Annotated in this window: 11 protein-coding genes; 3 read left to right on the top strand and 8 right to left on the bottom strand. The window is 68.8% G+C overall.

Annotated elements, in window-relative coordinates:
- Nucleotides 1-47 precede the first annotated feature (47 nt).
- On the bottom strand, nt 48-4,277 hold the full coding sequence (locus ABZX37_RS40255) for a hypothetical protein (RefSeq protein ID WP_354748783.1): 4,230 nt from the start codon (nt 4,275-4,277) through the stop codon (nt 48-50).
- A gap of 204 nt (nt 4,278-4,481) precedes the next feature.
- Here ABZX37_RS40255 and ABZX37_RS40250 point away from each other — a divergent pair, with 204 nt between their 5' ends.
- Entirely contained in the window at nt 4,482-5,150 is a 669-nt protein-coding gene (locus ABZX37_RS40250) for a hypothetical protein (protein WP_354748781.1), read from the top strand.
- Nucleotides 5,151-5,750: 600 nt separating this feature from the next.
- Entirely contained in the window at nt 5,751-5,990 is a 240-nt protein-coding gene (locus ABZX37_RS40245) for a cold shock domain-containing protein (RefSeq protein ID WP_354748779.1), read from the top strand.
- Nucleotides 5,991-5,993: 3 nt separating this feature from the next.
- Here ABZX37_RS40245 and ABZX37_RS40240 read toward each other — a convergent pair whose 3' ends face one another.
- The 7 genes from ABZX37_RS40240 to ABZX37_RS40210 form a co-directional block, all read right to left on the bottom strand.
- On the bottom strand, nt 5,994-6,983 hold the full coding sequence (locus tag ABZX37_RS40240) for a YdcF family protein (RefSeq protein ID WP_354748777.1): 990 nt from the start codon (nt 6,981-6,983) through the stop codon (nt 5,994-5,996).
- Nucleotides 6,984-7,030: 47 nt separating this feature from the next.
- Nucleotides 7,031-7,915 carry an ABC transporter permease gene (locus ABZX37_RS40235; RefSeq protein ID WP_354748775.1) on the bottom strand — a complete coding sequence of 295 codons (885 nt, stop codon included), beginning with the start codon at nt 7,913-7,915 and terminating at the stop codon, nt 7,031-7,033.
- Complete coding sequence (locus ABZX37_RS40230) at nt 7,902-8,678, bottom strand: ABC transporter ATP-binding protein (RefSeq protein WP_354748773.1); 777 nt, start codon at nt 8,676-8,678, stop codon at nt 7,902-7,904. Before ABZX37_RS40230 ends, ABZX37_RS40235 begins: the two co-directional genes overlap by 14 nt.
- A 25-nt stretch (nt 8,679-8,703) precedes the next feature.
- Nucleotides 8,704-9,759: an ABC transporter substrate-binding protein gene (locus ABZX37_RS40225; protein ID WP_354748771.1), complete on the bottom strand. Its 1,056-nt coding sequence runs from the start codon at nt 9,757-9,759 to the stop codon at nt 8,704-8,706.
- Between the two features lie 114 nt (nt 9,760-9,873).
- The gene (locus tag ABZX37_RS40220) at nt 9,874-10,899 is read right to left on the bottom strand and encodes an S-adenosylmethionine:tRNA ribosyltransferase-isomerase (protein ID WP_354748769.1); all 1,026 of its coding nucleotides are present in this window, start codon (nt 10,897-10,899) and stop codon (nt 9,874-9,876) included.
- Entirely contained in the window at nt 10,896-11,570 is a 675-nt protein-coding gene (locus ABZX37_RS40215) for an SDR family NAD(P)-dependent oxidoreductase (protein WP_354748767.1), read from the bottom strand. The genes ABZX37_RS40220 and ABZX37_RS40215 overlap by 4 nt, the downstream gene beginning before the upstream one ends.
- A gap of 44 nt (nt 11,571-11,614) precedes the next feature.
- Nucleotides 11,615-12,988, bottom strand: a complete 1,374-nt coding sequence (locus tag ABZX37_RS40210) for a cytosine permease (RefSeq protein ID WP_354748765.1) — start codon at nt 12,986-12,988, stop codon at nt 11,615-11,617.
- A gap of 101 nt (nt 12,989-13,089) precedes the next feature.
- Between ABZX37_RS40210 and ABZX37_RS40205 the strand changes: the two genes are divergently transcribed.
- Complete coding sequence (locus tag ABZX37_RS40205) at nt 13,090-14,301, top strand: MFS transporter (protein ID WP_354748763.1); 1,212 nt, start codon at nt 13,090-13,092, stop codon at nt 14,299-14,301.
- The last annotated feature ends 80 nt before the right edge of the window (nt 14,302-14,381 follow it).

Raw genomic sequence — 14,381 nt, 5'->3', positions numbered from 1 at the left:
CTCCCGTCGTGCGGCCAACACATCGCAACCAGCCGGACATCAGCCCGCTAAGGCAGCACGACCACAGGCAGCACGCCCACGATGTCGTATCCGGCCGCCCCACCGTACCCCTTCGCCACGTTGCCCGCGCCGACCCAGGCGTCAAAAGCCTTTTGCCAGGGCTCCACCCGGTAATCCACCGTAGGCTTTACTTCGATGCCAAGGTACTTGCCGTTGCCAAGGTCGACCGCGCCGTCGTAGACCCGCACCTGCATGCCGTTCCCCCGGGTGTAGATCCGACCCCGGACCACTGTCATTCCCTCCGACGCCAGCTGATCCCACGCCTGCGCCTCTTTGGCCGCGCCAACGACGGAACCGGTGCTTCCTGCCCATTTTCCGTCAATTCTCACAGAACCGTCGTCGTACAGCTTCACTCCGTTCCCGAGGTCCTTGACGCACATAGCGCCGTTATGCACAAGAATCGGGGTACGACCGGCAAGAACATAGAATGTCGGAGTTACCGAAACAGTCAGGTTGTAGGTCCTGAGATGGCCGACGTACCCATGTATGCCGGAGACCTTCGCCCGGCCGCCGCTCGGCACGTGGAGGTAGTCGCCCGCCTTGAAACTCGCCGCCGGCATCCACTTCTTGGAGGTGTCATTCCACAGCAGATGTCCGGAAGTAACGTTGACGATCCCGTTCCCGGTGTCGGTGGAAACGCTCAGCCGGACGAAGCTCTTGTCATCCTCGGATACGTGCACACCGGTGACGACGTGCTTCTGCAGGTGCGCGGTGTACGGCCTGGAGTTGGCAATGACATCGCCGGGTTTTACCAAGCCGATCCGCTTAGTGGTGCCGTCGGCCAGAAGGACTGGAGTTTCACCCGGGAAGCTGTTGCCCACGCACGGAATGGGCTCTTCCGAGAGTTCCTCTGCCGTCTTGGCCAGTTGCGATTCCTCCGCCGCCGCCTCAGCAGCCAGGTCTGCTGCTTCACCTCCTTCGGCGGTCGCGCGGACGCTCGCCGCGTCCAGTGCGCTGCCCATGGTCACGTCGAGCAAGTCGCCTGCGAAGATCTCGCCGAGCCCGACTCCGTCCGCCAGGTCGGCGACCGCCCCGCCCAGAAGCTCGACCAAGTCGCACTCCGGACAGGCCAATGCGACCAAGCCCATCAGGACGAAGCCGCCGTACTCGGAGAGTTCCTGGCCGGAACCGTCGAACGGCCGGGCCGCGAAGTTGGCGCTCAGCAGGTTGTGCGGGTCGAGACAACGGGCAGTGTCGGCGCTGCCTGCCGGGTTCATGTTCCGGCAGACCTCCTGCAGGTGCGCCAGAACCCGCTCCTGGTCGGCTTTGCTGCCGGAGAACAGCAGGTTGCAGTCCTGGTTGTTCAGGTAGAGAAGCGAGTCATGCGACCGGTACTGGTCACGACAGGACGCTTGCCGGTCCTGGATCGCTTGCTGCTTCTCCGCCTTCGCCTTGGTGGCGACGGCCTCCCAGGCCTGCTGGGCGGCGACCGCGGCGTCGTGGGCGTCCTTGCCCGCGTCGACCGCCATCTGGTGTGCGGTCGCGGCTGATTCCATTGCCTCGCGGGCGTAATTCGCGGCTACCTGCGCGGAGTGTTGCGCCCACGCGGCCGAGCGACCGGCGGCGTCGGCCGAAGCAACCGCGGACGCGGCCGCCCGGGCCGCGGCGTTCGCGGAATCCTGTGCCTGCTTGGCCGACGCCGCCGCCCGGTCGGCTGCTGCCTGCGCTGTCTTCGCGTAGCCATCGGCCTGGGAAGCGGCCGCGGCTGCCTGCTGTGCGTACCCGTTCGCTTCGTCGGCGGCATTGCGAGCACGAGCGGCGGCCGCCTGCGCTTCGTTGGCGTCGTGCGTCGCGTTCGCTGCCGCACGCGACGCCTGGGCCAGCAAAGAATCGATGGCCGCGTTGTGCGCGGCGGTGTTCTGGTCGCGCCGGGCCGCGCTGTACTGCCCGACCATCAGGAACTCGTGGAGCAGCGTGGGCGGACCGTCGAGCGCGGCCTGCGCACCGGCGACGACCTCGCGTTGCCCGGCCGTCCGGGCGCCGGACATGACCTGGTTGACCTTGACCTGGTCGTCGATGCCGAGCGCGGTGTACTGGCCGGTGTCGAGGAAGTCGCGCAACGCCTGATCGGTGTTGGCGTCCAGCGCCTTCTGCGCGTACTGCACGACTATCGCGCGTCCGGCCGCGCGAGCGCCCGACATGACCTGGTTGACCTGCAGCGCGTCGTCCTGCTCACGGCCGGCGTAATCCCGGCTGCGCAAGAAGTCGCGTACCCCGGTATCACTGCCGGCGAGCGCGGTGTTCGCCGCGTTCTGGAAACCGGTCGTCGCGGTTTCGCACAACTGCCGGAGGATCGACCGGTCGTCCTGCCCGGCCGCGGCTTGCACGCCGGTGGTGACGAAGTCGACCGCCTCGTCGTCGGTCGCGGCGAGGGCTGCCTGCGCGGCCGCCTTCGTCCACTGTCCTCCGGTGTCCGCAAGAGTCAGCGCGACCTTGCGCGCGTCGGTCAGCACCGTGGCCCGGGGAGCGCCCGCCGCAGTCGCCTCGGCGATCAGCCGGGTCGTCTCCGCGTCCCAGGTGCTGACCTGGTCAACGTCCCATCGCTTCGGTTTCGGGTGCGCGGCATAGGTGGCCAAGGCAGATTTGGCGGCGTCGTCCGCGGTTTGGCTGGCCTGCGCGATGCGGTCGTCGTCAGCCTTGCGGGCGGCCTGCGCGATCTGGATGGCCCGGTTGGCGGCGGCGACAGCGGTGTTCGCCGCGGCCGTCGCGGCATTCGCGTGCTCGGTTGCCTTCTTCGCCGCGTCGGCTGCCTGCCCGGCGTGTGCTGCTGCGTCGTCAGCGGCTTGCGCGGCAGCGGTCGCGTCGACGGCGGCCGCATCAGCGGCAGTCGCGGACTGCTCCGCCGCGTCGCTCGCCTCGTGCGCCCAAGACTGGCTCGCGTTCGCCGCCGAAACCGCCCGTGCGGCCTGCGCGCGAGCCGTTGCCGCCGCGGCTTGCGCCTGACGTGCGTCCGCGCCTGCGGCAGCGGCGTTGTTCGCGGCATCGGTCGCCGCGGCGGCGGCATTGCTCGACTGCAACGCGGCGTCGTGAGCGGCGGCGCCGGCGTTCTCTGCTTGCTGTGACGCCGTTCGCGCAGCGCGTGCCGCACCCGCGGCCTTTTCCGCGCCCAGTGCAGCGTCGCGCGCCGTCTGAGCAGACTGCCGCGCTACGTCCGCGTGTTCCTTGTCAAGCGTGGCTTGTGCTGCTGCGTCATATGCGTTCGACGCGGCCTGCCCTGCCCGGGAAGCCGCCGCAGCGGCGCGCGACGCGGCGGCGGCGGCGGTGTGCGCGGCTCGCGAAGCAGCGTTCGCCGCACCGATCGCTTCTCTCGCGGTGATCGCGGCTTGATTCGCGGCGTATGCGGCCTGTTCCGCAGCTTCGGTCGCCTGACCGGCGTGCCCCTGCGCGGCCGCAGCCGCGTCCTTCGCCGCTTGCGCCGCCTTCGCCGCCGCTGCCGCTTCCGTGACTGCGCGGTCGGATTCCTGCTTCGCCAGCTGAGTTTGAGTCGCGGCCTGGGCGGAAGCCGCGTTGGCGGTGGCGACGAGGTCCGCGATGGTCGCGGTCTCGGCGTCACGCGCCTGCGCCACTGGGAGATCGATGGCCAGGAACTGGGTGAGGGCATCGTCGCTATTGGCGTCCAGCGCCTGCTGCGCGGCCTTCTTCACCTCCGGCCCGCCTGCAGCCATTTCCTGATTGACCCTGACAGCCTGATCAGTACCGAACGGCACCTTCCACCCGGTGGCGAGGAAGCTTCGCAACGCCTCCTCGCTGTTGGCGTCCAAGGCTTTCTGTGCGGCCTGCTTCAACTGCGGGCCGCCCGCGGCCATCATCTGGTTGACCCGCAGCGCGAGATCGTTCTCGTGCGCGCCTTGCCAGCCGGTGTCGAGGAACGCTTCGAGCGCGTCGTCGCTGTTGGCGTCCAGCGCCTTCTGCGCGGCCGTCCGGGTCGCGACGCCGCCAGAAGACATCAACTGGTTGACGTGGATGCTCCGGTCGATGGACGCGTCGACATCCTTCTGTGCGGTGAGGAATCGCGTGACGTCCGCGTCAGAGCCGACCAGCGCGACCGCCGCGTCCCGTTTGGTCGCCGGGCCGCCGAACTGCCACAGCCGCCCGACCTTGGCGCGATCGGTGTCCGTGCTGCCGGTCGACGCGGCGGAGGCTCCTCTCGGCCGATCGACCGCGGCGGCGGGAACTTGCACCGTTCCCGCGACCAAGGAAGCAGTCAAGAACGTCATCAGAGCAGCACGAAAGCGGGCTTTCGCCGTACGCATCGAATCCCCCTGTGAAATGCCACGCGATACCGGTGACCGCCCGATCACCACGCGTCTCCGGCCGAGACTAGCCAGTCGCGACCGCCCGGGAGCGATTTCGAATTCATAAAGTTACCAACGGGCACTCATTCAAGGAGTATTTACTGTTCCTTTTATAAAAGAATATAAGTGAACCGCATCACATTATTGTTAACGCACTGGCCGGTTCCGCCGAAAAACGCCCGCCAGGATCGTCCACGCAAGCACGCTGAACCGGGTTCACTACTCGCTTTGCCACGGTTCGCTAGTCCGCAAGGGGGAATTTTGAGCTTGTCGACCCGAACGAAGTCGGGCATCGCGGCCGCGGCGGCGGCCTGCGCCGCGGCGGCGGCAGTGACGCTGGGCACCGGGGCCGCCGCCACCGCCGAGGACCAGCAACCCGCGATCGTGGAGGACTTCCATTACCCAGGCGCAGAACAAATTCTCGCGGACTACCACGTCCAACTGCTCTCCGGCGACGGGCACATCCTGTTCGCAGCCTGCCCGTCCGGCCCCGACACGGTAGGCCTGATCCAGGTACGGACCAGCGAACCGGTCGGACAGGGCAGCGACGGGCGCGTGTGCTTCCACGTGATCGCGCCGACCGGTCATCTCACGATGAAAATCCCGGCCGTCTATTCCATCCGCGGCGACGGGATCAATTCCGGAGCAGGGCACAAGGTGCGGGCGGAGCTGACCACCGACAGCGGGCAGCACAGCACTGTTGACGTGAATCCGACCGGAACGACTCAGGTCGGAGTGGGGACCAACCCGCCCGGCGCGCCGACCACTTTGCTCCAATTGGACGCATCCTCGTGATTTTGGAACGGCCGGCGGAAACTGTTTCGCCGGCCGTTTCCGCTCTGCGGTCTCGACAACCGGGAAGATCGCTCCCGCTCACCGGCACATCCCAGTAATGCCGCATCCGGGACGCCGGCCAGCTCGGTCACCGTCACGGCCGGCGGCGGGCCGATGGCTCCCCAGCAGTCCACGATCGGCACCGGCGGCCGGAACAGCTACGTCCGCCTCCTCGCCGGACCCGGCGGCACCGACTGGCCGGGTTCGACGATCCGGCCAGCCGCAACCGCATCACCGGCGGCACCGACGAATTGCTCTGCCGCTACACCTGGGACGAGGCCACGCACAAGCAAGAAGCTCGTCGGCAACGACGGCTGGAACACGTCCGCCCGCATCACTTCCGCGGGCGCGGACGTCCTCGACACCGTCACCGGAGCGGGCGAAACCGCTACCTGCCCCACAGCGACACCTTGTCCCCCGCCGGCCGTGATCGGCGACGGCCGGGGCAGGAGTTCTCCGACGTCACGGCGCGGCTCCTGCACCTTGGTCCAGTAGCACCAGCTCGTCATACCATGCCGAAATTCTCAGCGCGGCACGGCGATCTTTTCTAGACTGGCCAAGATGGAGCATCGCGGAAAAGTCGTGCGCTGGGAAGTCGACGAAGGCTGGGGAATCATCGAATCCACCGCCGTCGACAGTCCGGTCTGGGCGCACTTCTCGATGATCGACCAGAACAGCCGCGGGGTGCGCGAGGCGCACGGGTTCCGCAAGCTCGAGGTCGGCGACGACGTCAAGTTCACAGTGGAGCGCGCCGAACAGGACGGCTGTCACTGGCGCGCGATCTGGGTCTGCACCGCCTGATCACTACGAGGACAAGAACAGCAAAAACGGCCCCACACCCAAGAACAACAACACCGCCGCGTTCGTCTTCCGGTACTGCAGCAGCAACGCCACGAACTCCCGCAAGAACGCGCTCGGCACAAAATACGAAGCCGTCCGCGCCCCGATCACGTTGAGCCGCAGCCCCAGCTGCCGGGCCAGCACCGCCGTCCGGAACACGTGGTAGTTGTTCGTCACGGCGAGAATCGGGCCGGAAAACCCGCGCTCGGCAAGCAAAGCGACGCTGAACCGCAGGTTCTCGCTGGTGGTCGTCGCGCGGTCCTCCAGCACGATCTGTTCCGCGGGAACCCCGGCCGCGATGAGATACCGCGCCATCGCGTCCGCCTCGGAGGTCAGTTCGTCCGCTCCCTGCCCGCCGGACACCACCAGCAGCGCTCCCGGCGACCGCTGCTGGACCTGCACCGCGCGGTCGAGCCTGCTGGCCAGCAGCGGCGGCACCCGGTCGCCCTGCAGCCCCGAACCGAGAACGACCACCGCGCCAGCGCGAGCGCGTCGGGTCACCCGGCTGTAGAGGATCGAGTACAGCAGCAACGCCGTGAACAGGAACGCCAAATAGCCGGTCACGAACAGCACTGCCATCGCGGCCACGCGCAGCAATGGCTGATCGTCGAAAACCAGCGAACTCACCGCGAGCGCGAACACCGCCAGCAGGCCCAGCCCGGCCAGCAGCGACAGCAGGTTCGCCAGCCGCCGGCCCTCTCGCCGCAGCATCACGACGCCGTTCGCGATCAGCGCCCACGGCAGCGCCAGCGCGCCGAGCCCGCCGACGATCATCACCACCGCGATGATCGCGATCTGCGCCCATTCGACGTGGTTGAAGAACGACAGCAGCCACAACCCGGTGAAAAACAGCGCGACCAGGAACCACACCGCGTTGCCGACCCGCCGCGGCTCGCGTGCGAACCGTACGACGAACACCAGCACGGAAGCGATCGCGAAAAGCCCGGACGTCATGGTCGTGCATTCTGTCTGGCACGCCTGAGCGTCGCGCGGGCAGGTACTCAGAGTGACGTCGTCAGACCCCGCGCGCGCAGCACCGACCGCTCCAGCGGACGGAACACGATCAGCTCGATCGCCACCCCGACGAACAAAATCAGGAAAATCGCGGCGATCACCATGGGCATCGAGTTGTACGACGAACCGTCGTTCAAATACGTCCCCAGCCCGACGCCGAGACTCGGCGAACGCGCGATGAGTTCCGCCGCCATCAGCGAACGCCACGAGAACGCCCAGCCCTGCTTGAGCCCGGCGAGGAACCCGGGCAGCGCGGCGGGCAGCAGGATGTGCCGGGCGGCGGCGAAGCGCCCCGCGCCCATCACCTTGCCGACGCGCGGCAGGATCGGCGGGATCTGGTCGATGCCCGACACGAGGCCGTTCGCGATCGACGGGACCGAGCCGAGCAGCACGACGAAGTAGATCGCCGCGTCGTTGATGCCGAACCAGATCACCGCGGCGGGCACCCAGGCCACCGACGGCAGGCTCTGCAACCCGCTCAGCAGCGGACCGATCGCGGCACGCACCACGCGGACCTTCGCCACCAGGATGCCCAGCGGCGTCCCGATGACCACCCCGGCGGCGAAGCCGAGCGCGGCGCGGTGCACGGAGGTCCAGATGAAGCCGAACACCGAACCGTCGGTGACCGTTCTCCAGAACTCGGCCCAGACGTCCAGCGGCGCGGGCAGCGTCGTTTCCGGCCAGAACGCGGCGGCCCACAGGATCTGCCAGAGGACTATCAGCAGCACGAGCGCGCCGACCGGCGGCAGGAATCCGCGCACGAACCGGCGGCGCAGCGACGTCGGCCGCGCGCCGGTGGGGGTGTCGAGCCGGTCCAGGCCGGCGCCGACGGCTTCGTCTAGGTCGGGGGCCGCCTGGTCAGGCTGCGGCATGGGTGCTGATCACCTTTCGCAGATCGGCCGTGATCTCCTCGGCCAGCAGTTCCCCGTCGGCGGACGGGACGTCGTGCCACTCGCGGACCACGCGGCCCGGACGCGACGACAGCAGCACCACCCGCTGCCCAAGCCGGACAGCCTCGCGCACGTCGTGCGTCACGAACAGCACCGAGGTACCCGTGCTGCGCCACACCCGCAGCAGCTCGCTCTGCAGCACGTCGCGGGTGATCGCGTCGAGAGCCGCGAACGGTTCGTCCATGAGCAGCAACGCGTTCCCGTCGTCGCCGCCGACGCGGTGGGTCGCGGCGAGCGCGCGGGCCAGCGCGACCCGCTGCCGCATCCCGCCGGACAGTTCGTGCGGACGCTTGCGCGCCGCGTCGCTCAGCCGCACCAGGTCCAGCAGCTCAGCGGCCTTTTCACGGCGCTCGGAACGGCCGAATCCGGCGAGCCGCAGCGGCAGTTCCACGTTCCGGGACGCGGTCAGCCACGGCATCAGCGCGGCCTCCTGGAACATCACCGCGGGCCGCGAAGTGGTGAGAGTGATCTCACCGGCGGACGGCTGGTCGAGACCGGCGACGAGGTTCAGCAGCGTGCTCTTGCCGCAGCCGGACGCGCCGAGCAGGCAGACGAACTCGCCCGGTTCCACGGTCAGGTCGACCCCGTCGAGCGCGGTCACCGCGCCGCCGCCGGAGCCGAACACCTTGCCCACACGGTCGAGGTGCACGGCGGCGGTCACTGGTCGGGCCAGGGTGGTGGTCATCGCGGATCGCCTTCCGGTCGGGACGTCACTTGGCCAGTTCGGGCGCGTTGACGGCGGGCAGCTGCTGTGCCTTGAGGACCTCGTTGAGCGGGCCGAAGTCAGCGAACCCCTTCAGGTCCACCACCTTGTCGACCACGCCCGCGGTCACCGAGTCCTTGGCCAGCTGCGGGAACTGCGCGGGCACCGGGTCGGTGGTCAGCTCGATGTTCGAGAACGCGCGGTCGAGCACCGCCGGGCTGAGCGAGCTGCCGGACAGCTCCTTGAGCGCTCCGTTGACCACGGTCTTCGCCTCGGCCGGGTTCTTCTTCGCCCAGTCGATCGCCTGCAGCTCGCCCTTCAGCAGCGCGCGCACGGTGTCCGGGTGCTGCTTGAGGAACTCGCTGCGCACGATCGCGACGGTGGTCGGGAACCGGCCTTCCGGCCACAGTGTCTTCTCGTCCACCAGCACCTTCGCGCCCGCGTCGGCCACCAGCCGCGAAGACCACGGCTCGGGCAGCCAGCCGCCGTCGACCTCGCCCTTCTTGAACGCGTCGAACGTCTTCGGGTTGTCCAGGTTGGTCACGTTGACCTGGCCGGTCAGGTGCTTCTCGGCGAGGAACTTCTTGAGCGCGACGTCCTGGGTGTTGGCCAGCTGCGGCGTCGCGATGGTCTTGCCCTTGAGCTGGTCGACCGACGTGATCCCGGGCTTCACCACCAGCTGCGCGCCGCCGGTGACCGCGCCGGACACGAGCTGGATCGCGCCCTTGGACTTGGTGAAGGCGTTGATCGCCGGCCCGGAGCCGATGAACGCGACGTCGAGCGAACCGCCGAGCAGCGCGTTCACTTCGGACGGACCGGCGTTGAACGTCTGTGTCGTGAGTTTCGTGCCGCCGAGGTTCTGCGCGAAGAAGTTCTTCTTGACTCCGATCAGCGCGGGCGTGTGCGTCACGTTCGGGAAGAAGCCGACGCGCACCTCCCCGGCGGCGCCCTGGTTGGTCGCGGCCTCAGTGCGGTCCGCGCGGGAACACCCGGCGAGCGCCCCGAGCACCGTCAGCGCGGCGAGCGCGGAAGCAAACAATCGGGTTCGCGGAAATGTACGCACAAATGGCCCTTTCGCGGTCAGCGGAACGGGGCGAGAATGACACGTTCACCCGCGAGACTGCATATGCATCCGCATCCCGGGAAATTGTGTGGGATTACTTGACAGGCCCGGGCCTCACCTGCTTGCCAGGAGCGAGACGTCGCCGAACTCGTGCCACAGATACTCCCGTCGCACCGCCGCGTCGTAGGCCCGCTGCACCAGCTCGGGACCCACGACCGCCTCGAGAAGCAGCAGGTGAGAGGCCTCCGGCGTATGCAATCCGGTGATCAATCCGTCGACCGCGCGGGCTGGCCGGTCCGGACCGAGCACAAGTTCGGTCCATCCCGCCGCCGCGGTGACGAGCCCGCCGGGATTCGCCGCCGATTCGATCGCGCGCACCGCCGTTGTCCCTACTGCGATAACGCGTCCACCCTGGTCACGCACCCAATTGACCAACGCGGCAGTCGTCGCCGGAACGCGAAAACGCTCTCCGTACGGCGGTTCTCCGGCTTCCGGCGACGAGACGCCGGTGTGTAACAAGATCGGTGCGAACAGCACTCCCCTCGAGACCAGTTGAGTCACGAGCTCCGGAGTGAACGGCCGCGCCGCGCTCGGCATCTCCGCCGAACCCGGATCGAGCGCGAACACAGTCTGGTAATTCGGCAACGGCCACGCGCGCGGGACATAGCCGTAGCGAATCGGCCGACCGACCTTCGCGAGATACCGCGCAACCTCGCCTTCCACTTCGATCTTCGCGCGCCACAACCGTTGTGCACCGGCGACGTGCGGCTCGCGCAGCGTGACGACAGCTCCGGCGGGCAGGCTGAGCCGCTCCCCCGCGCGGCCGTCGAGGAGCGGACCGCCAGGCGCACGAAGCTCGATGACCCAGGTGCCATCGTCGAGTTCGGTGGAGAAGTGGACGGTGATGACGCGTTCGTCCCGGACCGCGTCGACGGCGGCGGGCAACGTGCCGGAAGTATTGACTACCAACAGATCGCCGGGATTCAAGAACGCGGGCAGGTCGCGAAAAGTGGCGTGCTGTACGCCCGCCGGACCGGCCGCGAGCAGCCGCACCTCGTCCCGCTCGAGGCCGCGCGCTTCGGGCGGAGCGGACGCGCTGCGATCCTCGGCCAGGTCGAACCGGGTGTGCGGCGCGTTCACGACCGCACCTGCAGATCCGCCGCCTTGAACCGGCCGCTCGGCGGACGTTCCTCCAGCAGCCGCAGGAAAGCCGGTACCGCGGTCTCCGGCAGTGGCCGGTCCGAAATGTCCTCGCCCGGGAAAGCGGCCTGGTGCATGGCAGTGCGCAAATCCCCGGGATCGACGGCATACACCGCGATTTCCGGGTTTTCCACGCCGAGCACCGCGCTCAGGTGGTCCAGCGCGGCCTTCGCCGAACCGTAGCCGCCCCAGCCCTCGTACGCCTCCACGGCGGCGTCGGAGCTGATGTTCACCAGCACTCCCTTGGCCGCGGTGAGCGCGGGCAACAGCAGGCGGGCGAGCGCTAGCGGCGCGAAAACGTTGGTGCGGAAGACAGTTTCCAGCTCGTCCGGCGGGTACTCGGCCAGCGGCGGCAGCGGGCTGACGCCGAGCGTGCTGGCGTTGTTGACAAGCAGGTCGAGCCGGGGTCCGGCGGCTTCGGCGAGCCGGGCGCGGTGCCCGGGATCGGTGACGTCGCCGGGCACCGGGGTGAATCCGGCCTCCGCCGCGGCGGCGCGCAGCGTTCCCGGGTCGCGTCCGGTGCCCAGCACTGTCCATTCGCGACGGACGAGAGCCGCGGCGAGTGCCCGGCCCAGACCGGCGGAAGCGCCGGTGACAACAGCTACTGGCATGGGTTCCTCCAGAAGTAGGCACCTGCCAGCGTGCGACCTCTACCTTACTGGAGGTCAACCGGTCGGCGGCCGCGCAGCAGCGTGTACGCCACCAGCGAAACCACGAACCCGGCGTAGTAGGCCAGATCCGCACCGTGCAGCGCCGCGGCGACCGGTCCGGTGTAGACGGTCGTGTTCATGAACGGCACCGCCGCCGCAAAACCCACCACGAAGGCCACCAGCGCGGCCCAGCTGCGCACCGGACGCTGCAGTTCAGCGAGCACATCGATCTCGCGTCCACCACGCCTGCGCCGCAGCCAATCCGGCACGACGACACCGAGGAACGGCGGGATCCAGTAACTCACCACCAGCAGCACGTTCTGGAATTTCGCCGCCAGATCCCCGGTGTGCATCCAGAGAATCAGCGCGAACGCCAGCACCGTCACGACCACCGCCGACACTGGCCGGCGCACCCGCACGCCCACAGTCTGCAGCGCGAGCGAGCCGCTGTAGTCGTTCATCGCGTTGGACGACACCGCCGCCAGCGCGATCACCAGCAGCGCGACCGCACCCAGCACACCCCCGCCGAGCAGCGTCGACACTCCAGCGGCGGTCTGGTCGCCCAGCGCAGTACCAAGCGCGAGGCCGATGCCCTCGCCGAGCGCGTACGAGGCGGTCAGGCCGAGCAGCGTGAACCAGAAGACGCCGCTCGGGCGCGTCGAAGCAGGCAGGTAACGGCTGAAATCCGACGCATAAGGAGCCCACGAAATAGCCAGACTGAGCGTAATGGTGGAAAAGAGCACGACGGCACCGGCGAAATCGCCGCCGGTCGCGGAATCGGTAAACGTGATCGGGTGATCAAGCACCACCTTTACGGCGAGCGCGACAAATGCGACAACCAGCACCACGCTCATCACGGCCTGGACCCGGTGGATCACCGCGTAACCGAATACGCCGAGCGTGCACTGCAGCACCAGCACCACGAGCACCGCGGCCCAGAACGGCAGCCCGGTGAGCTGCGCCAGCGCTTCGCCGCCGAACAGCCCGACCAGCGCGTCCCACGCGATCGAGCCGAGCCATTGCACCAGGCCGGGCAGCACGACGCCACGGCCGAACGGGAGCCGCGCGAGCGGCAGCTGACCGGTTCCGGTGCGCGGACCCCAGGTGGACAGCCACGCGACCGGCAGCGAGCCGACCACGGTGCCGATCAAGGCGATGACGAACCCGGTGGTGAAACCGAGCCCGAGCGTCGCGCCGAGGGTGCCGGTGAACACGGCGGTCATGGTGAGGTTCGGCGCGAACCACACGCCCGCGAGCCGCCACGGCCTGCCGAACCGGTTCGCGTGCGGGATCGGGGTGATTCCGTGCGTTTCGATCGCGAAATCCCCTGCTCCGGACGGCATCCGGCCACCGAAGACCTCGGCGTCGATCCCGCTCATGCGCTGCCCTTTCTCCCGGCTGACCCGTGAGTCTGAACCGGAGTGCCCGGCCGCGCCAATAATCTGTGGCGTTCCCGACCCGTCCCAGACAAGATCGCCGGGTGGGGGAAGCACCGTTGCGCCATCGCGCGTTCGCGATTTTCTACGCCGGACGACTGGTCTCGCTCCTGGGCAGCGCCATGACCCCGGTCGCCCTGTCCTTCGCGGTGCTGGGCAGCAGCCACAGCCCGACCGACCTCGGCATCGTGCTCGCCGCCGGGATCGTCCCGCTGCTCGCGTTCCTGCTCGTCGGCGGCGCGGTCGGCGACCGGTTCCCGCGCAACCGCGTGCTGCGGCTGTCGAACCTCGGCGCCGGTGCGGCCCAGCTGGCGGCCGCGGCCATCCTGCTCACCGGCAACTACTCGCTGGCCGCCCTCGTCGTCACCGAGTTCCTCGGCGGGATCTGCACGGCGTTCACCACGCCGGTGCTGCGCGGGATCGTGCCGCAGATCGTCCCGGCGGAATCGCTGCGGCAGGCGAACTCGCTGCTGGCCACCGGACGGAACATCACGAAGGTGGCCGGCCCGGCCGTCGCCGGGGTCCTGGTCGGCACGGTCGGCGGCGGCTGGGCGATCGCCGCCGACGGGGTGTCGTTCGTGCTCGCCGCCTTGCTCTACCAGGCGATCACGCTGCCCCCGGCGGAGAAGTCCGAGCAGAACAGCGTCTTGCACAGTGTGCGAATCGGCTGGCGGCAGTTCTGGCGGATCCCGTGGCTGTGGCGGGTGGTCACGGCGTTCACCGTCTACAACATCGTCTTCACCGGCGGCTGGCTGGTGCTCGGGCCGGGCATCGCGCAGGACACCATCGGCGCGGCCGGATGGGGCGCGGCGCTGAGCGTGCGCGCGGTGGGCGCGCTGCTGGCCGGGCTGGTGATGTACCGGTTCGCGCCGAAACGACTGCTGCCGGTCGGACTGGTCGGCGCGGCCCTGACCGCGCTGCCGCTGTTCGCGCTCGGCACGCACGCGAACTTCGCCGTGCTGGCCGGGACGACGTTCGTCGCCGGGTTCTCCGCCGGCGTCATGGGCGTGGCCTGGGACACGACGTTGCAGGAGAACATCCCCGGGCATCTCCTGTCGCGGATGGCCGCGTTCGACGATTTCGGCTCCTACGCGGGCATTCCGATCGGCGAGCTCCTCGCCGGCCCGCTCGGCGCCGCGTTCGGCGCGCCCGCGGTGCTGCTCGTCGGCGGGTTCGTCCTGGTCGCCACCTCGCTTTCCCCGCTGCGCTCCCGCGCCGTCCGCGCCCTGCGGCACCCGCCGGTCCCCGTGCCGTGAAGGACTCCTTGAGGGAATCAGATTCCCTCAAGGAGTCCTTCACGGACCCCACGCAAGGAAGGGCCAGCCCGGGGGTCGGA

Origin of the sequence: Amycolatopsis sp. NPDC004079 (assembly GCF_040610415.1) — a bacterium.
GTDB lineage: Bacteria > Actinomycetota > Actinomycetes > Mycobacteriales > Pseudonocardiaceae > Amycolatopsis > Amycolatopsis halotolerans.
Note: the sequence above shows the minus strand (reverse complement) of the source record. Positions and strands in the feature narration are given on the sequence as shown.

Coding starts and splice junctions, on each gene's coding strand:
- ABZX37_RS40230 (WP_354748773.1), bottom strand. CDS start 8,678: ATGACCACCACCCTGGCCCGACCAGTGACCGCCGCCGTGCACCTCGAC.
- ABZX37_RS40210 (WP_354748765.1), bottom strand. CDS start 12,988: ATGAGCGGGATCGACGCCGAGGTCTTCGGTGGCCGGATGCCGTCCGGA.
- ABZX37_RS40215 (WP_354748767.1), bottom strand. CDS start 11,570: ATGCCAGTAGCTGTTGTCACCGGCGCTTCCGCCGGTCTGGGCCGGGCA.
- ABZX37_RS40240 (WP_354748777.1), bottom strand. CDS start 6,983: ATGACGTCCGGGCTTTTCGCGATCGCTTCCGTGCTGGTGTTCGTCGTA.
- ABZX37_RS40245 (WP_354748779.1), top strand. CDS start 5,751: ATGGAGCATCGCGGAAAAGTCGTGCGCTGGGAAGTCGACGAAGGCTGG.
- ABZX37_RS40235 (WP_354748775.1), bottom strand. CDS start 7,915: ATGCCGCAGCCTGACCAGGCGGCCCCCGACCTAGACGAAGCCGTCGGC.
- ABZX37_RS40255 (WP_354748783.1), bottom strand. CDS start 4,277: ATGACGTTCTTGACTGCTTCCTTGGTCGCGGGAACGGTGCAAGTTCCC.